This window comes from Persicirhabdus sediminis (assembly GCF_016595495.1).
Classification (GTDB): domain Bacteria; phylum Verrucomicrobiota; class Verrucomicrobiia; order Verrucomicrobiales; family Akkermansiaceae; genus Persicirhabdus; species Persicirhabdus sediminis.
In genome coordinates this window covers 146495-167354 of record NZ_JAENIM010000016.1, presented here as the reverse complement: position 1 = coordinate 167354, position 20860 = coordinate 146495, and the positions used below count along the sequence as shown (strand labels likewise).

Genomic DNA, 20860 nt, shown 5'->3' with positions numbered 1-20860 from the left:
AGTGAAAATGGTTATCCATCAAACAATAAGTCAGGATTTTTATGCCTGAGAAGCGCGCCATGCGCCACATGATGCGCAAAAATGCTTCTTTTTCCTGGTCGCCAAACAGGTAATCTCCACCCGCCGTGCGACTCATCACGTGGTAACAATACGAGTGCCGATCATCGCCAACAATGCGCACATGCCCACCCGATGGCGGCGCACAAATCATGCCCGCCGCGCCACCAGAAAAACCCGTTTTACAATCCGCCAACTGCAGCGGCGTAAGCGGCTTACTTGCCACTGGTTTTTGTTGATTCTGCAATGGTTCTGGAGATTTCATAATCACCAATATCGCACAGAATCAGTGGCTTGCATCTCAAAAATGCCGTGCATCTTTTAGCTAGCCCATACATTTTCAACCTCAGACAAAAAAACCTACACAAAAAAGAAGCTAAGCACTTCCATTTTGCGTAGGCTAAATATCAACTCGGACCGTTCAGGCCCTGTGAGCTAATCACACACCAGCGTTAGCCGCTACTCATCACGCCAACGCGGGATAGTTGCCTCCCACTCGTCGATGAGTTTTAACAACTGCTGCACCATCTCTGGATTCTTGGCTGCTAAATCTGTAGTCTCCCCCACATCATCCTTCAGGTTGTAGAGCTCAGGAGGCAGGAACAAGGCGCGATCGCGCTCAGCCTGAGTGACCATGCGTCCTTTTTCATGCACAATACCTTTAGACTTCAACAAGGCGGCCACCTTCCTGCGATCCACAGGCATCACAAGCTTCCAGTCACCGGAGCGCACTGCGATAGCGCCACCATTACGCCAGAAGAGCACTTTTCTGCCTTCAGCTGCAGTTTTCTCGCCGCGGATAAATGGCATCAGATCGTAGCCGTCGGTTGGTTTACCTTCAGGCATGTCAGCACCAGCGATGGCAGCAAATGTCGGCAACATATCTAGGGTGGAAACAAGTCCATCATACTTGGTTCCTGGCTTGATTTGTTTTGGCCACTTCATTGCAAATGGCACCCGCACGCCACCTTCATAGAAGGTGGCTTTACCCGCTCTGTATGGGTCATTCCCGTACTCTTTTTTACCACCATTATCATCGGCAAAAACAATCACCGTATTATCTTCAATTCCAGCTTCGCGCACGGCATCGAGAATCCCACCTACAGACACATCTAGGGCCTGAATCACCCCATCGTTAGGGCTTCCCCCTTCTGGAGTATATTTCGGCGGTGCGAGATCAGGCGCGTGCACATTATATGGCGCAAAGTAGACAAAAAATGGCTCGTCGGTTTTTGCCTCCTGTTTGATCCAATTGGCGGCATCGGCCGTAAAATGCTCTGTGAGATACCCATGCATCTGTACAGATTCACCATTGCGCACGATGTCCAACATTGGCTTTTCACCCTCTTTTGGCGTATATTTTTTACCCGCGCGCGCGGCCTGCACTTCACTGCGGAATTGATAATACCCACAGCTGCCACGGTAACCAAACCAATGGTCAAATCCACGCTGGTTTGGCTGAAAATGATCATTAGTACCTAAGTGCCATTTACCAAATGCAGCGGTCCGGTAGCCGGCTTGTTTGAGCACCGCAGGCATCATCACCTCGTTGACATCCACGCCAAAATCATCCTTGATTCGGCTTTCGGTACTGCCTGGCAAGGTTTCGTAATCAAATCTAGCTTGATATCTACCTGTCATCAGGCCTGCGCGGCTCGGCGCACAGGTCGCGTGGCTAGAATACCCTTGAGGAAAAAATACCCCTTCGTGGAAGATGCTATCAATGTTTGGAGTTTTAGCCTTGGTATTATGTGAGCCAGTGGCACCTAGAGCGCCGTAGTGCATATCATCAGAAAAGATCATGATGATATTTGGCTTCTCGGCAACCGCCAAGCTGGCGCTAGCGAGTAGCCCAATAGTGATTTTTTTTACTAGATTCATGTGCTTCGGGTTAGTTGAAAAATGTATGTATTCATATAATCAACGTGCGCGAAAATCGAATCTGGCTGAAAAACTAATTATTTATCGCATAAATGTTAAACCAACTATGAAGCTGATATGAGAATCCCCCTCACTCAACCAACTGCCACATTTTCAATGCCGAAGCATTAGCCATCACATCGTGCACACGATGCAGCCGCACACCGCGCTGGTGAGCGGCGAGCGTCATTGCCACAGTGGGCACAATTCTGTCATCTATCTTATCGGCGCCGAGCAGGCGGCCAAAAAGCGACTTCCGAGAAATCCCCAACAAAACAGGACGGTCATGCACACCTAGCTGGTTAATATTTTTCAGCAGCGCGATATTATGCTCATCGGTTTTACCAAAACCAATGCCTGGATCAAAACAAAGACATTGAGCATCCATGCCACGAGCCACCAGTTGGTCGTGGCGGGCTGAAAAATATCCAGCTAACTCGGCCACTACATCATCGTATTGCGGGCTGGCCTGCATGGTTTTTGGATTCCCCTGCATGTGCATGAGGCAAACGCCTGCGCCAAGCTGAATACACACATCGGCCATATTTTCGTCACCCAGCAGGCCAGTGACGTCGTTAACAATCTCAGCGCCAGCCAGCAATGCCTGACGCGCCACCTCAGCCTTCGATGTATCAATAGAAATGACCACATCTGGTTGTCTAGCCACCAATGCCTCAATCACAGGAATCGTGCGCGCCAGCTCTTCATCTAGGCTGACTGGCTCAGCGCCGGGACGTGTCGACTCACCGCCTATGTCGATGATTTTTGCCCCTTCAGCCATCATCTGCTGCGCACGACTAACTGCTAGATCCAGCTGGACATTTTCTCCACCGTCAGAGAATGAATCTGGGGTGACATTGAGAATGCCCATCAACCAGCTGGAATCGTTTATTTTCAGGTGTTTAGTCTTGGTTTTCCAAATCATTGTTTTCTTCTTGCCGCGCTGTATAGACCCACTAATATCAGCTGAGTTTGTTACAACAATCATGAAAATCATTCATTCCCTTTCACTGCTAGGCGCCGCATCTCTCGTTTTTTCTGCCACCTTGTCAGCCCAAAACACTGAGGGAGTTAGAGAGAACAAAGTAACTCTCACCGAGCACCGCCACAACAACTCAATCACTGAGTTCAAAGGCACTCCAGATGATCGTGTATTTCTAAAAACCACACTTGGCCCAGCCAAAGCCAATGGCGAGCGCCAGACCGTGATGACCACCATTTATCGCAAAGACGCCAAAGGTCGTCTGCGAAGCTGTAAAATCCACGATGGCGCCGGCAAGTTACTTTTCCGCGTCAGATACGGCTACGACCCAAATACAGGCAGACTGGCACAGGAACAAATGCTCGACGCTCAAGTGAAACGCGTCGACAAAGACGGCCAAGAAGCGCCAGTGCGCACCGTTTACCATACCTACAATGCTCAAGGGCAAGCCAACCGCCCAATCGGCGTGGTTCACATCGCTGGCACAACTGCTGAGAAATTCTTCAGCAAAGACGAAAGCACTTACGTCAACCCAATGACCGTAAACCCTAACGCTCGCCCAGTAGGCAATCGTTAACTTACCAATTTCCAGCTGGATCGCGGCAATATTCGCCGCGTCCGCTGAGTTACATTTTCATGAAAAAAACCGGCCAGCTGGACATCCAGCTGGCCGGTTTTTTTGGTAAATCATTGATCGCGATGAGCCTATGGCACGCGCGGGAATTTTGAGAAATCTGGCTGACGTTTTTCAACAAAAGCATTTTTCCCCTCTTTCGCTTCCTCGCTCATGTAGTAGAGCAGAGTTGCGTTTCCGGCGAGGTCAAGCAGCCCCATCTGACCGTCACAATCAGCATTGAGTGACGCCTTGAGACAGCGCAGAGCCAGTGGCGAATGAGCGAGCATTTCGCGGCACCACTGCAGTGTTTCAGTTTCCAGCTGGTCATTTGGCACCACGGTATTAACGAGTCCCATTTCCAGCGCCTGCTGAGCATCGTACTGGCGGCACAGGTACCAGATTTCACGAGCTTTTTTCTGTCCAACGATACGCGCAAGGTAGCTAGCACCAAGCCCACCGTCGAATGACCCTACCTTTGGTCCAGTTTGGCCAAAGCGAGCATTTTCAGCGGCGATCGTGAGGTCACAAACAATGTGCAGCACGTGGCCGCCACCGATGGCGTAACCAGCAACCATAGCCACTACTGGCTTAGGAATGCCGCGGAGTTTTTTCTGCACATCGAGGATATTGAGGCGAGGAATGCCGTCTTCACCGACGTAACCAGCGTGGCCACGAACTTTTTGGTCACCACCAGAACAGAATGCCTTATCCCCTTCACCAGTGAGAATGATCACGCCAACTTGCGGGTCTTCATGCGCAAGATCCAGCGCAACCAACAATTCCTTCACCGTCTTCGGACGAAATGCATTACGCACTTCTGGGCGATTGATGGTAATTTTAGCAATGGCTCCATCGTCACAAGTCTCGTAACGAATATCTTCAAAATCCTTTTTTGAGGTCCACATGATGCGGGGAAATTAAGCACAGCTCGCTGGAAGAGCACGCCTTATTTTTACTCACCAGCTGGAAATGATAAAAAAATCCGCCAGCTGGTGAGATGAACCAGCTGACGGATGGAAAAATGCTCAATTTGAAATGATTTACTGGGCGAGCTTAGCTGCCTTGATGGTATTGGAGATCAACATGGCGATCGTCATTGGACCCACGCCACCTGGAACTGGAGTGATCGCTGCGCACTTTGGCGAAACGGCATCAAAGTCGACATCTCCAACGATGCGGTAGCCGCGCGGAGCGGATGCATCTTCCACGCGGTTGATGCCTACGTCGATCACAGTGGCTCCATCTTTCACCATGTCTGCAGTGACAAAATTTGGACGCCCAATAGCAGCGACTACGATGTCGGCGCGACGGCAAACTTCAGCTAGATCTTTGGTGCGGGAATGCGCCACGGTGACTGTCGCATTGCTGTCTTTACCCATCAGCAGAAGCGCCATTGGCTTGCCGACAATCATGCTGCGACCAATCACGACCGCTTCAGCACCTGAGGTTTCAATCCCCGCCTCTTTAAGCAGACGCATGCAGCCAGCTGGCGTACATGGCACAAAACCAGTGGCATCTTCCAGCGCGAGCTTGGCAACATTCACTGGGTGGAATCCATCCACGTCCTTAGCTGGATCGATGGCACGCACGATGGCATCTTCGTCAATCTGCGGCGGTGGTGGCGACTGCACCAAAATACCGTGAATCTTTTCATCTGCATTGAGACGCTCAACTACAGCAAGAACTTCCTCATGAGTCGCATCAGCTGGCAGCTCGATCTTTTCTGAATGCAATCCAAGCTCAGCACACTTACGTACTTTTGAGCCAACATAGACCTTAGAAGCAGGGTCATCCCCAACCAATACAACGGCCAAACCCGGAGCGATTCCCTGCTCTTTGAGCTGGGCAATCTCTTGCTTACATTCTTCGATCACCTGTGCGGCGACTTGTTTTCCATCAATCAATTTCATTGCTTTTTAGAGGAGTTGAAAATTTTCGTAATTACCCATGCCACAGTTTCAGCCAGCTGAATACTGCAATTTTTAGTTTTCTTTCACCGCTGGCTCACCAGCCAGCGCGGCAGATTTCATCGTCTCTTCGATGCGGCTGCGCCAATCTTCCAGCTGGTCGTTATCCAGCCCATGCGGGACTTCTATAGCCTCAGCGAATTCCACATCCACCTTAGTAAATGGCACCGGGATCATAAAGCTGTCCCAAGTTTTCAGCCGCCAAACTTTTTGGTATTTGATATGCACGGGCACGATGGGCGCACCACTGGATTCAGCTAGCTTGAGCGCGCCAGCGTGCATGTGGTACATCGGTCCACGTGGACCATCTGGCGTGATAAATAGATTCTCACCCGCGCGGATCAACTTTTGCAGCGCTATCAATGCGGCCACACCACGGCGCGAGCTAGACCCACGCACAGCTGCATGACCGTAAACACCAGCAACTCCAGCCAGCATGGCGCCATCTTTACTTGCGCTCGTAAGCACAGTGCAGCGGATTTTGCTACGTGTGCGATCCCACGCTGGCAAAATGGAAAATAACCGGTTGTGCCACATGAGGGCTATCACGCCACGATTTTGCTCATTATACGCAGCAATGCGATCGTGACCTGTCACGCTGTAACGAAGCGTCAAACAATACAAGCGGATCAGCCAGCCAATAGCCGTGCCGATACGCCTTTCTTTTTTGCTACCTCTGATATCTTGAGCCATGAGATTATTTTCCAGCTGCGGCAAATAAGTAAATCTGCCAAATTGCTGCCGCGCAGGAAGCCAGTAGTATCACCAGCGAGATTGATCCCGCAATCAAATCAGCACTGCGAATACTTGGTCGCGATGAAGAAATTGATCTGGGAAAGGCAATGAAGGCATAAACCATGCCAGCCAGTAATCCACCTAGATGCGCGGCATTATCCACATATTGGAAGCCAAGCAAACCGAGAACTACCATCAATATCAATCCAGCTAGCAAGCGTTTGCGCGCACTGACAGGAACCAAATTTTTATGTAAGGTTTCAAAAACCAGCAAAAACCCGAGCAAGCCCATGATGCCGCCGGAAGCGCCAACTGAGGGCACGGCTGGAACCATGATTTTAGTAGCCAACGAGCCAGAAATGATGGCGACCAAAAAGGCAATCATCAAATACGGCCAGCGCGCTAGCAGCTCGGTGCGCCGGCCAAGGTAAAGCAATCCACCAGCATTGAGCAGCCAGTGAAGGATATTTCCGTGCAAAAACGGCGCGGTAAATTCTCGCCACCACGCACCAGCGCTGAGCAATCCACGGTTGTGGTAAATAACCGCCTGATCCTTGAGTAGACCAGCAGCTTGAATCGACGGATTCAGCCCACCTTTATTTCCCCAGTCGACATACAGCTGGGCCAAACCAGCACACACCATCATGGCGATCAACAAGTGACAAAATGGGATTTTTCCACGCTGCAGCCAGATATCAAACCTCGCTTCAGGCACCTCAGCCTGCATGGCTGCGGCATCGTAGTTTTTCAACACCCGCAGCCGTTTCCACGATTCGTACATTGGCAAAAAGCCAAACATAAAACCAAGCATCAACATCAAGGCTGACGGTGGGTAGCTGAAAACATCTTGCCATTCAGCATCGGGGCGGCGCCACGCATAGCTGGCGGCCCATAGAAATACGCCGCCAAAAAAGAGAAACCTCATCCGAGCCGTGGCAAAATCTCCACGGTACAGCCGGCGCTGACGGTTCTTCCAGGCTGGCAATAATTCAGCCACCTGCTCGGGCGGCACAAGAAATGGATCTGCCGGCGACCAAACCAGATGGACAGGGTCGCGAGTCTTTTCAACTTTCTCAACCAGTTGGTCGATAGAATCACAAACGACCTCAATTCCCCGCTTCCCTATAAAACCAAAAGCACCAGTTGATGGCTTTGCCGGAAAAATATCCGGCCGAGCCCAAACTGGTGCATGCGAGGAATCAGACACAAGGTCGTGATTGGGTCAGCAGAGTAGAATTACTCTGACTTAGGAGCTTCAGCTGGAACTGCAGGAGCAACGGCTTCAACAGCTTCTTTAACTTCAGCGTCAGCCTGTTCAGCAGCTGCTTCAGCTACCTCTTTGACTTCTTCTTTTGCTTCAGCAACTTCTTCAACAGCTTGCTGTGCAGCTGCACCTTCTTCGGCGGCAGCAGCTTCGATTTTTTCTACAGCTTGTTCAACCGCGGCGTCAGTAGCTGGAGCTTCAGCATTTTCTTCAACGATTTCAGCCACCTGCTCAGCATCTACGGTAGATGGAGTAACAATCTGTGCTTCTTCAGCTAGTGGAGCTTCAACAGCTACTTCAACTTGAGCGCTTGGTCCGCTATTGCCAACCTTGCTCTGAAGAACTGCGAGCACCAATGTGATCGCGAAGAATGCGATGCCGAACCAAACAGTAGCTTTTTGCAAAACATCTGTAGTGCGAGCACCAAATGCCTGATCAGTCAGGTTAGCACCGAAGGCGGCGCCTAAGCCTTCCTGCTTGGGGCGCTGCATCAATACAACGAGGCCAAGGAAAAGGCATACAACAACGTGAACCACCAATAACAAATTGATGGAAATAGAGAGCCAATTAGTTTCTGCGAGAATCATGAGCGGCGGAATATGGTAGAGGGACGCTTGCTTGTAAAGACGAGATTTCGAGATTAACGGGCTTTTTTCACCCACCCAGCAGCAATGCCGCACTCGTCCAGCTGGTCACTTAGATTAATTTTCAAGAATGTGAGCGATTAGGCTCCTTTGCGGATAATTTCGTTATCTTCGTTACAAACGATCTTCTTTGGCAAAATAGGCACCTTAGACATGGCAAAGGCCATAATGGTAACTCGTTCGCCTTCCTTAATGAGATGAGCGGCTCCACCATTCATGATGATGCGCCCTGTGCCCGGCTCACCAGCCAGCACGTAAGTTTCAAGCCGATTACCTGAAGTAGCGGATGTCACAAGCACACGTTCGCCTTCCCAGATGCCAGCGGCTTCCATCAAATCAGCAGGAATCTCAATACTGCCTTCGTAGTCGATAATCGCCTGCTTGATGCAAGCGCGGTGAATCTTCGACTTTAGTAGGTGGTGATACATGCGAGGGAAGAAAGCCCCCACAGGCGCTCAAGTCAAATTTCGAATTTTGAAATTTGCATTTGTAGTCATTTTGAACTACTGCCCGCGTATGCTCAGAGCAGGAATCGTAGGACTACCAAACGTCGGCAAATCAACACTTTTCAATGCATTAACACGTACTCGTAATGCAGAAGCCGCCAATTACCCATTTTGCACCATCGACCCAAACGTCGGCGTAGTGACTGTCCCAGACAGCCGTCTCGACGTTCTGGCCGAAATGAGCAAGACTCAAAAAATCATCCCAGCCGCGATTGAGTTTGTTGACATCGCTGGACTTGTGGAAGGCGCATCAGAAGGCGCTGGCCTCGGCAACAAGTTCCTCGCCAACATCCGCGAGGTAGATGCCATCGTTCAGGTGGTACGTTGTTTTGAGAATGACGACATCATTCACGAACTCGGCAGCGTAGACCCGATCCGCGACATCGAGATCATTAACTCCGAGCTCATCCTCTCAGACATCGCAGCGCTGGATAAACGTAAAATTTCCCGCGCCAAGAAAGCCAAGAGCGGCGATAAAGAATCAAAAGCTGAAATCGACCTGATCGACAAACTTCTCCCTCACCTCGACGAAGGCAAGCCTGCTATCACGCTCGAGCTCACCGACGACGAGAAAAAACTACTCAAAGAATTCTTCTTACTTTCATCTAAGCGCACCATTTATGCGTGTAACGTTTCTGAAGACGAGCTTGGCGGCGCACAAGCTGATCCAGACAGCCTTCCATTGGTAGCTAAGGTGCGTGAATACGCAGCTCAGTCACACGATGCAGAAGCGATTGTAATCTCAGCACAAATCGAGCAAGAGCTCGTCGACCTCGACGACGAAGAAGCTGCTGAATTCCTCGCCGACATGGGCGTGACAGATTCAGGTGTTTCCACCCTGATCCGCGCCGTTTACCACCTTCTCGGCCTGCGCACCTACATCACTACTGGTGTACAAGAAACTCGCGCATGGACGATCACCGCTGGCGACAAAGCTCCAGCTGCAGCTGGCGTGATTCACGGTGATTTCGAACGTGGATTCATCGCCGCTGAAGTTTGCCACTACGACGACCTCGTAGCCGCTGGCTCAAAGTCTGCCGCTCGCGACGTTGGCAAGCTACGCATCGAAGGCAAAGAATACGTCATGAAAGATGGCGACGTTGTTGAATTCCGCTTCAACGTATAATTCACCACAGATACATCTTCTAAGAAATAACTCCGCCAGCTGGACATCATCCAGCTGGCGGATTTTTTTTGCGCAAAAATCGATCCGCAAAAAACTCACTCACCCTCATCGGGGTCATTAACCACCACCCATCGGCTGGAAATCACCTTATCCACCAAGAGCGCTTTTTTATGCCGCGCCTCATCTGGGAAACGTAGCCGCAAAATCAATGGCTCACCCAAGGACGAGCGACTTGATATCATACGAAAATAGGCTCGCAGGTATCGGCCAGCTGAAGAATTGCGCTCCACGTAGGCATATAGGTTTTCTTCACCTTCTTTAGCGGTTACCTGATAACATTGGTATTTTGCCTCGTCGGAAAAATCATACACGTAGTGAGGGACTGGTACCACACGCACACGCATATCTAGACTTTCAGTTGGCCGCTGAGCAATAAATTCATCCCACGCCATTGGCATGTAATGCACATCATTCCCCCAATCAACTCGAGCCACACCACTTTCACCCTGCTCAACAACCAATAATCGTCGACCACCATCTTGCACCCTCACTGAAACCATAACAAATGGACGTGATGAAAATGATCGGGGCGCACGAGATAATACCTCTACCACTTCCACCGGCGCAATTTCATGAGTTTGGTAATATTCACGCATCAATGGCTCCACACGCTCCGGATGACGCACCCATTTGAGTTTCTCCTCTACCGATTCAGCCGATAAATAATGGCTCACGACGTCATCTAAATTCGTCACCGATTCTATCAAAATCGCATTTTCATCCACCTGAGCGGCTGCAACCTCTTCCACATTAGGGCGAATCCTGGCTCCACCCCAGAACAAGGCAGCAAGAATGACAATCGCGACCAAGAAAATCCAGCCAACTGGAACCACACGACGCGAGCCACCCCAATCATCTTCTAGATCAACTTCTGCATTTTTGTTTTTCAGCAAATCATAAACATCCGCATCATTTTGGCGCTCAATTTTTGGGCCAGCCTTCTGGTCAGCTGACCGCGGTGCCTCATCTAATACCAAGACCAGATCATCATCCGCATTCAATACCCGCAGTTCAGCCTCCTCTAACTCCCTGCGCCTAGCCTCAAGCGTGCCATCCCCCATCGATCGCCACTTTTTCAGCAGCTTCTGAGAATCGACTTCATCCTCCAAGCCATCGCCAGCTGGCTCATTAGGGTTATTACCATTTTCCATGAACAATCAATTAGGCTAAATGGATCTAATTGACAAGAATCTTGCTAGAAATAATCGAGCCCAGAAAAAACCACTCTGCACGCCCCCAACATCATCAGAATACACGCCTAACTAGTCACACATATCACAGATAAAACCCTCATTTATTTTAAGAATTAAACGATTAATTTAATGCGCAACCACTTGTAGTATAACAGATTATCCAGACGATTAAAACATTACCGTCAAAATAATCCTTGCCGATAAAACCCTCCAAGGTTATAAAACGAACATACGGATTGATAATTATTTATCAACCCAACCCACAATGTAGCTCCCGCAGCTACCCCCTGCATTGTTGCCACAAAGGCTTTCGCTAACAAAAAGCCTCGACAGAGAAACCACATCAAAAAGGTTTGACCTGTGCGCAACTGCACCTTTCCCCTAGCTATTGCAACCGCGCCAGCGTCTCACATTTTTATGCGCGCACCTTACCCGTTACTACCTCTATTCGGGCCCAAAACAATCAAGCAAACCCCCGTAGCTACAAACAAAAACATACATATAATCATGAAAAAATTCATCAGCCTGTGCTTAGCATTACCCGCGCTAGCGACGGCACTTCACGCCGATAACTCTACCCCAACCGGCTCACTTACAGCTCCGACTTCTGTACCAGAAGGCACACAAGCAAAAATCGCCTGGAACATCGTCCTCCCCGACGGCGGCGCTAACATCACGGATCAAGACACCCTTGAGCCATTACAAAAGTCAAAAATTGAAGTTCGCTGCATTGGCGCCGGTTACTGGGGCGGCACCAAGACCGTTAAGCTGCAGATGAAAATCAACAACAAGACATACCAGTTGTTTGACAATAAAGCCAAATACTTCACCTCTGGCACCATCCTAGCTGAGAATATCACCGTAAAAACAACGGACAAAATCAACTTCGGCATGATGGGTGTAAGTAACCAATCAGGTAAATATTATAGATGGTCAGACACCCCGCGCACAGACCCCGACCATTCATTCATCGCTCTAGCCAATGGCGATGATTTTCCAAACTACACACCTATGGGCAGTGACGGCGACGTCGACAGCTACCTTCGCCCATACCTAAATGACGACAGCAATACCGTATCTATCGGACCTAAAGACGTCATCTTCATTGCTGAGCTCGACAGACGATACACCTACGAGCAAAGCGGTGACCCAGCTGATAAAGGTTACGACATGCAAGACATGGTCTTCCTCGTTTCATTCATTCCTATTGGAAATAATTAACCAATTATCAACTCTATTGATAACACAAATTCTTTCCATGAAATATCCAGCCTTTATTGTAACTGCTTGCATCCTGGCATCATGCCCACTTGCTAGCGCTCAAGCCGAAATCCCCAAGGTACGTAAAAAGAAAACTCTTGCAGATTACTGCCTCACGATCACCGGCCCCTCAACATGGACATACATCCCCAAGGGATCTATCATCCACACCCCAAAAAGGCTGAATAATAACATCAACGGCAGTACCCAAAACAAATCAGAAGTTACTTGGCAACAATTCGCGCAAGCCAACCCAACGACAGTCAAAGCCTTCGAGGTCACTATCGAACAGGCTCGCGGCCTCCAACCTATCGCTCAGGAATATAAAGATCAGTTCCTACTTCAGCGAGTCATCGTCGTTGCCGTGCATAACGGCAGCCCAATTCAGATGATCACCCCAAGTAACCCAGTTGCGGAAAACACCAACCAATAATACAAATATTATGAAAAATCTTACCTTAATTACATCGCTCGGGGTTTTAGCGAGCCTTAGCATTGCCTCGGCAGATAACTACACGAACTATATCTTAGAAATTCCTGTAGATGAAAATCTACCAACCCAAACGCATAATCGCCTCGATAACATCGGTGATGGCTTCTCCAAAAATACCGTTGAAGCCGGCGGCACAAACTTCAAGCTGTTCACCACCCATGAAGGTGGCAGCGAATGGCTGCTCGATACTGCATTTGTCGATGCTTCAGCCAAGAGTTCTCTTTTTATCGTTCAATCACAAGATCCAACTGTAGAGAACGGCAACACCTACCGCACAAGGGCTGACAAAGGTTATAGCCTAACGAGCATCACTTCAGGCCTACTCCCGCGCACAGACGATGATCCAGCTACGGCTGATGTCGATGAATCGTCAACCTATACAACATCTTCTGTAGTCCTCAGACACGAATACTCTCTATCTGACGATCCAAATACGCTATATCTGGTAGAAGCCGATTTACTGCTCGCCCCTACATTGGACGAGCTCAGCAGCAGCTATACGTCTGCCGAGCTAGCTCTGATGAAAAGCAATGGCATTCAAGTTCCAGCTACGGATGGTACGGTCTCGGTCACTTTCGAGACCGCGACACAGAGCACCAACATTGAAGCAACTCCAAAAGATCAAGCTTATGGCATCGAGGAAATCAGCATTTTGGGAGTCTCCGCAGTGCAAAATGACAGCGCCAAATCAAACAATGGCCACGGCAATAACGTTGATGGCGTAGACTCTAGCAACCCAGGAAAATCCAAAACTGGCGAAGATACAGATCCTTTAGTTGACGATGAAATCAAAGCCCGCGTGCTGCTTAACCAACTCACAGAAGAGGATCTGATAATCAACACTGCTAAGGTTAAAATTTTCCCTAAACCTACGGGCACAATTTCTGGAATTACTAACGGTCAAAAAATTGGTGCTGATTTCCCATCCATCACACTGAACTATGACAATTTGTACCCAGGCTCCGACACCTACCTTGTCATCTACAAACAAGGAGAAGCGGTTCCAACTAAAGAATTTGGATACAATATGAAGACCGTACGCACCGACCAAGAGCCCGTATCTTGCTCCAGCGTCTTCGACAGCCTTGGCCAAGTAATCGATTCAGAAGGATCATGGATTCTAGAAATCCGCCACGACTCACCATTTGAGATAAGTGAACTCTTGGATGACAGCAATAGCTCATCAGGCACTGGCGGCGGCACTGACGGCGGCACTGACGGCGGCAACAAAAAGGTAATCGAAGTCCTCCCAACAGTGAAAGTCAACGCTGACATCAATACCGTCAAATAATTGAAATAAGAGATCGTGGTAATGATAAATAAGCAACAGGCTAGCATAAGGAGCAAGGGCAGCATCCTTATAGAAATTAGCGCGGCAATCATAGTCATGGTCATGTTGGCCACGATCTCTTTTCAATCTCTCATGAATACACTGTCTACGAGGAATTGGACAATTTCCAAAACTCTCGTGAATGCCTACATGAGCACTGAGGTGGCAAAAGCAAATGCCATCCCCTTTGAACTGATAGACGAGGAAAATGGTGGAACCGACTGGGACAACTACCCTCTCTACATTAACGGTGACGCACCCTATGAATATAATGTCGTTATCGGCCATCGATCAGGAGGCGAAAATAGCAAGGGAGGAATCAACGAGGCCACGCCAGTCAACGCCACCATCACCCGCGCTAGAGAACAGGTCATGATGACTACAGCTGATGGTGACAACCCGCTTTCAGACGCATGGAATATCCGCATTGTGCTGCAATATTCGGTTAATGGCAAAAACTATGTAACCTCCAGAACAGTAGTAAGAGTTGAATAATGAAGCAGCACTTAGACACTAATACCACAAGATCCAACAATTCCCCATTAGAAGTTGGCTTCACACTCGTTGAATTGACCGTCGTCATCGGCATGATGGTCATCATTGCAGGCATGGGCATGGGGCTTCTAAGCCAGCAGGCGCGGCTGCAAAACATCTTATCCAATCAAAACTTTCTGGTAGATGACGCCCCGCAAATAAGCAACATGATAGGCAGAATTTCCCAGCGAGCTGACCGCTACCAAGTCTTCAACAACCTAGCCCAAGCCACCGTCCAGCGGCCCGTTGGCGTAGCCTCTGGTCAAGCCATCACGTTTATTTTCCGCGACGCTCTAGGCAACAAAGAATTTGGTTTACTATCAGGCGCCACCGAAGATGGCATGACCACACTCACCTACCATTATGGCGACAACGCCATACCAGACCAGACCCCGCTCTGGACAGTCGCCCAATGGAAAGCCCCAGCTGATGGCAGCGAAGGGGTTACTTTTTCATCAGAGAATGGCATTTTAACTATTTCCCTCGTCGGGCCACACAATGAAAGGATTACCTATGCAGCAACAGCTCAACTATAATAAGCGTGCCAGTAAAACCAGACAGGGATACGCGGTAATGCTCTCAGTCGTTACCATGAGCGTCTTGGTTTTGGGCCTCATGTTTATTAACTACTCAAAGGCATCGCAAAATTTGCACGTAGCCAAAGATTCGCACCTGCGCATGGACTACGCACAAAAGGAAGATGCTTTCCTCAAAGCACTTGTGCAAATTGTCCCTGAACGTGCCAAAATGGCTATGCAAAACCAGAGCTCAACTGGTGGCAAATATGAAAACATGGTGAGCTGGAATCAGATTTTCCAAGAAGCCTTCGACGCCGCCAATGCTGAAATCTCACAGGACAACCTGATCGAAGCCCTGAGTGACAGCAATACCATCTCAGGCAATGCTGGCGATACAGAAAACACAGGCGATTTACTCAAGACGATTGTCGGCTACAACAAAGCTGCTGGCACATCTGGCATCACCTTTACGATCAAGGACCAATCCATGCCAACTATCTTGCAATACGCTCAAGGGTCGCAACTGAGCCTAGCTGACGATATGTTTGCTCCCATTATTTCTCATGAAAAAGGCTATATCCTTGAGAGTGACATGCAATTCAGCCTCTACGATAGCATTCCTTATCCCAATATTCACTTTGGATATTGCAAACCAGGTGAGCCATTTGTTGCCAAACGTAACTGGTGGGCATTTAGCATCAACTTTGCAGACGACGGCACTGAAAATTACAAAGGAAATACAGCCACTACTGGGTCCACTCAAAAGAATTACATTATCTCGCTCTATGAAGTCCCATCTCAGCTGCCTATTTCAGCTGACGGCTTTATGGCTTTAGGGAGACACGCCAATGACCAAGCATGGGGAGACCGCATCAACATCGAAGGCGGCGTATACGCACGCACCGTTGAACACTCAGGCAATGATACTCAATTTGATCGAGTAGCTGCTACCAATTCTGTTCTCATCACAGATGCCACTAAGATTGGTGATATTGGAGAAGTAGCTGGCGGACAACATGACTACGAAAACCAGAAAGCAAATATCTACGGCGACGTCGAAGGTTTTTACCCCATCTCGCGCTCCTCATCATCTGGCAGAGTGGCCTTCATTCCCATCAACGGCGGCTACGATAGCATCAAGTTCAACGGGTCATCAACCGACAGCTCAGATAATTCACTCTCGCCGACAACTTGGTCAGACTATTCCCGTGGCGCTCGTCAGTGTGAAAGCAGAGTCGAGATCATCGACGTCCGCATTGACCAAGAGAAAATCATTATCGACGGCGTGCGCATCAAACTCAAGAAGTCAGATGGCAACCTGAAAACCATTTTCCTACTCGACAACAGGCATGATCTGGTTGGCAAAAATAGCCGCCACGTAAACTGGAATAATGAAGCTGATACACTGCCCATCATTAGATCATTTAATGAAACCACTCAGCAAACTGTTATTCAGCTAGACATGAGCAAATGGAAAGCATTTGTGGAATCTTGGGACGTAGATCTAGAAGACAACAATACCATCGTCTTTGACTATAAAACAGTTAGCAACTACACCGCCAAGACTTTAGAGGGCGATTATGTACTGAACGACGAGATGTTTGATAACCCAACCGGGGTTACCGACGACGGCCTCAATAATGACAATACTGACATCGCCTTAGAAATTATTGGAGCTAGCGACTTAGCCACTGATTTCAGCTCGGGTTTCTCCATCGTTTCCCCACTCAGAACTTACTTCAAAGCAGATTTTAACAATACAGAGCTGACTGACAAACCCGGCGAATATCCACCAGTATCGGTATTCTCTCCAGAGCCAAGATTTGGATCCTCCGAAATGAAAGATCAGGCACCAGAACTGAACAACTCAAGAATCAATATCCTGCAAGCAAATATCAGATCTGACGGAGCCGAAGAACTTACCTTAAACCCACTCGATTTGAAGTCCGCGTCAGGCGCTAGCTATGGAGATCAGGTCCGTGCTAACTTAAAACCTATCACAGACCCACGCCTCGTTCCACCTATCCACTTCGTCAACTGGCTGGTAGTTGTTGAAGAAGTGATCGACTAACTCCCCCACTCTAGCGGGTCGACTTGATAGTATTCCCTGAGCTGATCGTACAGCTCAGGGTAATTTTTTTGTAGCTGGGCAGGTTTTTCGTAAAATGTCTCCGTGACTACGGCGAAAAACTCCGCTGGATTTGTGCCACCGTATGGGTCGATCACCGTTTTCTGCCCTTTATTTAACTTGGTGGTAAATTTGCTATATGCTGAGTGAAATACTCTAGCCCAGTCGCGATAGCCACCTTGCTCGAGCTCAGGCGCACCATCCGCTTCTCCATCTGCTTGATCTAGCTGATGAGCAAATTCGTGCAGTACCACATCGTGCCCGTCGTTGCTATTTTGACCGCCGGCTAACACACTCTTCCACGACAAAACGACAGAACCGGTGCCCCAGCTTTCCCCAAGGCGCACGTCGGTGCCGCCCTGGTGATTGGTCGCTTTATAGGCATTAGGATAGAGCAAGATCGTACGTAAGCGTGGGTAGAAATCGTGTTTGCGGTTGAGCAATAACAAACAAGCCTGCGCCGCAATAACCTGCTTCATATGCAGCGTCACTTCTTCTAACTCACCACACGGCTCGAATGATTTTTCCTCGATAAAGACGTGAACCAAGCCATCTAACTCGTCGCGCAAATGATCGGGCAATAGCCCATATAGATGAAAATCTTTAGCCAGAGCGGCGCGTTCATCAGCGCTAAGATTATTAGCTAACAAGCTCGCCCGTTTTTTATTTTTCAGGTGGCTGCGCCCGGTGATAGCTGCAAACACAGTCGCTACGAGGCCTGAGGCCACTAAAAGTCCAGTCATATATTTTGATTGTTAGTCTTTAGAAATTTCCACTTCCAAGCCCATACCGCTTTCGGCAGTGATAGTCACGCTTGTGCCTTCGGCTACAAATACCTCCTTGGCAGTAACATCTAATGTCTCACCATCAAATACAGCCTTGCCCGCTGGTCTCAGATCTGTGCTAGCCACACCAACCATGCCGATGCGCTTACTGCGCTCGACTCTATCATCTGTGCCATCACCTTTACCAAGCTTGCCGTCCATCACCATTCTATTAAACAATGGCATCTGCGGTAAAAAGCGCATCAATAAAGCAAGAATTACCAGCGAACCAATAACGCCAATAGAGAGCTGAAAGATTGCACTTTCAAAAGGTGAGAAATCCATGACTGCATCTTTATCACGTCCTTTGAAATCTTCCAATGATACATCATCTATCATAGCGTAGAAAATCGACCCCAGAACCATGCAGCCGCCCACTAAACCCGGAATGATTAGACCGGGCGCGATGAATAGTTCAAAAATGATTAGAATGATGCCAATCACAAAAACCGTTAGCGCACCGTAACCAGCTAGATTGCCAGCTAGGTTATTGCCAAAGAAAAATAACCCAAAAGCAAATAGCGAAATGGCGCCACCAATGCCAAACCCAGGCGTTTTCATTTCAAGGTAAGCCGCTCCTAATCCAATCATAATGAGCAAACCTGAAATGCCAGAAATCCACAGCGCAATTTTCACCATGCCCTCTGGCGCCGCATCAACGACCTCCTTATCAGCCAGTCCTTCTGTAGCGATGACTTCATCTAGCGAATCAATGATCCCAGCTGCTAACAGTGGCTTACCATCAACTTCACGAACAGCCTGCTGGGCATTCAATGTTAGCAATTCGTCACTATCAACAAAGATACTTCCCTCTTCATAGATATACTCCACCTTCATCATGGCGCGCGCTAGTTCTGGGTTATGCCCCTTAGCCTCAGCCACGCCTTCAACCGCAGCAATCAGATACGATTCCGCTTTGGCCCGCTCAGTATCTCCCATTTCACCACGGCTAGAAACAACAGCAGCCGCACCAATGGCAGATGCAGGCGCCATGTAAATCACATCGCAACCCATGCAGATCATCGCACCCGCCGACACCGCACTTGGATTGACATAAGCAATCGTCTTCAGCTTAGTTTTGGCCAAATCCTGCATCATGAACTCCGTAGTTTCCCACGCCAGTCCACCAGGAGTATTAATATCAAAAACAACCGCTGCAGCGCCGTCTTCTTCAGCCTTTCTCAGGCTTCGGCGAATAAACTTATAGCGTTGTTCATAAATCAGATCTTCCTTACCAACCTTAATAACAACAACCTTATCGCGATAGCTAATCGTCTCAGATTTGCCAAATAATCTCTTTGCCGGCTGTTTCTCAGGCTCGCTAGCTGGCTGGGACTTCTCCGCCACTTCTGGCTGGTCAGCCTCGCTATCAGCCAAGCAAACCAGCTGGCTGAATACGGTCAAACAAAAGGTAATAAAGAAAAGCATCGGCTTCATGATGCTAATGTATCGCTGAAGCCGATATTGAACAGCCGAATTTACAAAATCTATCAAGTAAACGCTAGCCGGCAAGCTCCAGCCATCACTACTCGCCTTTTGACTCGGCAATTCGCTTCTTCAGCTCAGGCCACTGATCTTGGCTAACAATATAGCCGATGCAGTTATCACTTCCACAGAGGCAGGGGTGATCTTCATAACAATCAATATCGAAGCCGTAATCAAATGTTAGTTCCTCGCCATCTTTGATGTCTCGCAGGGAGTAGATGAAAATTTGCTCATCTTCAATCCAGGCCTCACAGTTAGGATCACAGGAATGGTTAATCAAACGAGCATCATTCCATGGCACATTGCCGTCGATATCCCACTTTTCATCTAAGGTGAAAATATAAACTGCAGCCTCACCTTTTTCTTCGGCTTTTGCATATTGATCCCAGGCGCGCTCCTCACTCTCCTCTTTGTCAATAGGCTCTCCAATATATTCGATGATCTGAGATTCCTTTTCGATATCCTGAGTCGCATAAACACCACGCCCATGGATTTCGGAATTTCTAACCTCACAGAGCTCGCTCTTACCACGCAAGTAGTGAAGGCGCATTTTGTGCACAAGCTTAGCCTCTTTAGCCAACAGCTTATCGCGCTTAGATTGCTTCTTACCCATTACTTTACTTCCTCTTTTTTACAAACTGGCAACTGCAAACCATTCGCCACTGTTGGGATGGTTGGGAATAGGCTTCGCAAATCAGCTTCACTGATAGTAGCCCCATCGATGAAGGTCCATTCGTTCTTGCCCATCTCAGATACCGCTACTTGAAAGCCGTATGAATCAATATGGTGAACCTTACCTGCCTTTTGATCTATAATGCGAAAACGGGTTACTGTTGGAACCATGGTTAGATGATGCTTAACTACTACTTCCTGTTTGCGCCCGTCTATCACCCGCTCAATACGACTTGGCCATACTTCGTAAAACTGCGTTGGACGATCAGCTCTGAAAGAAATGATAGAAACTCCGGCTCGAAGCAACTCGTCTGGAACCTGCTGCATGCGAGCTACCAGCTTATCTTCGCCGCCCATCTGCATCGCCAAGCGCGACTTCCATCGTGGGTAAATTTTCTCAATAGCAAAGTTCACATTGTTAGCCATGACCTCATTGCCGAGTTTCTGCACTGACTGGCGAGCAGACTCCTCTACATTTGGATCAACAAAAACCTGAGCTGAGGCCAAACCAAAGCTCATCATAAGTATGAATAGACTGCGAAAAAT

22 protein-coding genes are annotated in these 20860 nt (G+C 48.7%); 8 read left to right on the top strand and 14 right to left on the bottom strand.

The annotated features are described in order from the left end of the window. The 3 genes from JIN82_RS03385 to folP all read right to left on the bottom strand — a co-directional run. On the bottom strand, window positions 1-322 hold a 322-nt coding region (locus JIN82_RS03385; RefSeq protein WP_234041741.1), incomplete at its 3' end, for a transposase. A 194-nt stretch (window positions 323-516) separates the two neighbouring features. Next, window positions 517-1938 carry a sulfatase-like hydrolase/transferase gene (locus tag JIN82_RS03380; protein ID WP_200310230.1) on the bottom strand — a complete coding sequence of 474 codons (1422 nt, stop codon included), beginning with the start codon at window positions 1936-1938 and terminating at the stop codon, window positions 517-519. Window positions 1939-2068: 130 nt separating this feature from the next. Then, on the bottom strand, window positions 2069-2902 hold the full coding sequence (gene folP / locus JIN82_RS03375) for a dihydropteroate synthase (RefSeq protein ID WP_200310234.1): 834 nt from the start codon (window positions 2900-2902) through the stop codon (window positions 2069-2071). Window positions 2903-2963: 61 nt separating this feature from the next. Here folP and JIN82_RS03370 point away from each other — a divergent pair, with 61 nt between their 5' ends. After that, window positions 2964-3536, top strand: a complete 573-nt coding sequence (locus tag JIN82_RS03370) for a hypothetical protein (RefSeq protein ID WP_200310229.1) — start codon at window positions 2964-2966, stop codon at window positions 3534-3536. A gap of 128 nt (window positions 3537-3664) precedes the next feature. Here the strand turns inward: JIN82_RS03370 and menB are convergent, their stop codons facing one another. The 6 genes from menB to JIN82_RS03340 form a co-directional block, all read right to left on the bottom strand. Further along, window positions 3665-4480 carry a 1,4-dihydroxy-2-naphthoyl-CoA synthase gene (gene menB / locus JIN82_RS03365; protein ID WP_200310228.1) on the bottom strand — a complete coding sequence of 272 codons (816 nt, stop codon included), beginning with the start codon at window positions 4478-4480 and terminating at the stop codon, window positions 3665-3667. Between the two features lie 135 nt (window positions 4481-4615). Beyond that, entirely contained in the window at window positions 4616-5485 is an 870-nt protein-coding gene (gene folD / locus JIN82_RS03360) for a bifunctional methylenetetrahydrofolate dehydrogenase/methenyltetrahydrofolate cyclohydrolase FolD (protein WP_200310227.1), read from the bottom strand. Between the two features lie 72 nt (window positions 5486-5557). Next, on the bottom strand, window positions 5558-6235 hold the full coding sequence (locus tag JIN82_RS03355) for a lysophospholipid acyltransferase family protein (protein ID WP_200310226.1): 678 nt from the start codon (window positions 6233-6235) through the stop codon (window positions 5558-5560). A 4-nt stretch (window positions 6236-6239) separates the two neighbouring features. After that, entirely contained in the window at window positions 6240-7484 is a 1245-nt protein-coding gene (locus tag JIN82_RS17540) for a rhomboid family intramembrane serine protease (RefSeq protein WP_200310225.1), read from the bottom strand. A 29-nt stretch (window positions 7485-7513) separates the two neighbouring features. Beyond that, a complete protein-coding gene (secG, locus tag JIN82_RS03345; RefSeq protein WP_200310224.1) occupies window positions 7514-8128 on the bottom strand; it encodes a preprotein translocase subunit SecG in 615 nt (204 codons plus the stop codon). A gap of 137 nt (window positions 8129-8265) precedes the next feature. Then, window positions 8266-8613: an aspartate 1-decarboxylase gene (locus JIN82_RS03340; protein WP_200310223.1), complete on the bottom strand. Its 348-nt coding sequence runs from the start codon at window positions 8611-8613 to the stop codon at window positions 8266-8268. An 88-nt stretch (window positions 8614-8701) separates the two neighbouring features. Here JIN82_RS03340 and ychF point away from each other — a divergent pair, with 88 nt between their 5' ends. Next, on the top strand, window positions 8702-9817 hold the full coding sequence (ychF, locus tag JIN82_RS03335) for a redox-regulated ATPase YchF (RefSeq protein ID WP_200310233.1): 1116 nt from the start codon (window positions 8702-8704) through the stop codon (window positions 9815-9817). Between the two features lie 95 nt (window positions 9818-9912). Here the strand turns inward: ychF and JIN82_RS03330 are convergent, their stop codons facing one another. Next, window positions 9913-11028: a 6TM ABC transporter family protein gene (locus JIN82_RS03330; protein WP_200310222.1), complete on the bottom strand. Its 1116-nt coding sequence runs from the start codon at window positions 11026-11028 to the stop codon at window positions 9913-9915. Between the two features lie 549 nt (window positions 11029-11577). On the opposite strand from JIN82_RS03330, the gene JIN82_RS03325 reads away from it, so the two are divergent. From JIN82_RS03325 to JIN82_RS03300, 6 genes are all read left to right on the top strand, one after another. Next, window positions 11578-12291 (top strand): hypothetical protein, encoded by a 714-nt coding sequence (locus JIN82_RS03325; RefSeq protein WP_200310221.1) that lies wholly within the window; start codon window positions 11578-11580, stop codon window positions 12289-12291. A 37-nt stretch (window positions 12292-12328) separates the two neighbouring features. Beyond that, window positions 12329-12763, top strand: coding sequence for a hypothetical protein (locus tag JIN82_RS03320; RefSeq protein WP_200310220.1), 435 nt, complete (start codon window positions 12329-12331; stop codon window positions 12761-12763). A gap of 10 nt (window positions 12764-12773) precedes the next feature. Continuing rightward, window positions 12774-14114, top strand: a complete 1341-nt coding sequence (locus tag JIN82_RS03315) for a hypothetical protein (RefSeq protein ID WP_200310235.1) — start codon at window positions 12774-12776, stop codon at window positions 14112-14114. Window positions 14115-14246: 132 nt separating this feature from the next. Further along, window positions 14247-14648: a hypothetical protein gene (locus JIN82_RS03310; RefSeq protein WP_200310219.1), complete on the top strand. Its 402-nt coding sequence runs from the start codon at window positions 14247-14249 to the stop codon at window positions 14646-14648. Further along, on the top strand, window positions 14648-15223 hold the full coding sequence (locus JIN82_RS03305) for a PulJ/GspJ family protein (RefSeq protein WP_200310218.1): 576 nt from the start codon (window positions 14648-14650) through the stop codon (window positions 15221-15223). The genes JIN82_RS03310 and JIN82_RS03305 overlap by 1 nt, the downstream gene beginning before the upstream one ends. Beyond that, on the top strand, window positions 15186-17276 hold the full coding sequence (locus JIN82_RS03300; protein ID WP_200310217.1) for a hypothetical protein: 2091 nt from the start codon (window positions 15186-15188) through the stop codon (window positions 17274-17276). The genes JIN82_RS03305 and JIN82_RS03300 overlap by 38 nt, the downstream gene beginning before the upstream one ends. Here JIN82_RS03300 and JIN82_RS03295 read toward each other — a convergent pair. The 4 genes from JIN82_RS03295 to JIN82_RS03280 all read right to left on the bottom strand — a co-directional run bounded on the left by JIN82_RS03295 (window position 17273) and on the right by JIN82_RS03280 (window position 20836). Then, window positions 17273-18076 carry a M90 family metallopeptidase gene (locus tag JIN82_RS03295; RefSeq protein WP_200310216.1) on the bottom strand — a complete coding sequence of 268 codons (804 nt, stop codon included), beginning with the start codon at window positions 18074-18076 and terminating at the stop codon, window positions 17273-17275. The two genes, JIN82_RS03300 and JIN82_RS03295, sit on opposite strands and share 4 nt — an antisense overlap. 12 nt (window positions 18077-18088) lie before the next feature. Next, entirely contained in the window at window positions 18089-19594 is a 1506-nt protein-coding gene (locus JIN82_RS03290; RefSeq protein WP_200310215.1) for an NfeD family protein, read from the bottom strand. A gap of 88 nt (window positions 19595-19682) precedes the next feature. Continuing rightward, on the bottom strand, window positions 19683-20255 hold the full coding sequence (locus tag JIN82_RS03285; RefSeq protein ID WP_200310214.1) for an SET domain-containing protein: 573 nt from the start codon (window positions 20253-20255) through the stop codon (window positions 19683-19685). Beyond that, entirely contained in the window at window positions 20255-20836 is a 582-nt protein-coding gene (locus JIN82_RS03280) for a hypothetical protein (protein ID WP_200310213.1), read from the bottom strand. Before JIN82_RS03280 ends, JIN82_RS03285 begins: the two co-directional genes overlap by 1 nt. Between the last annotated feature and the right edge of the window lie 24 nt (window positions 20837-20860).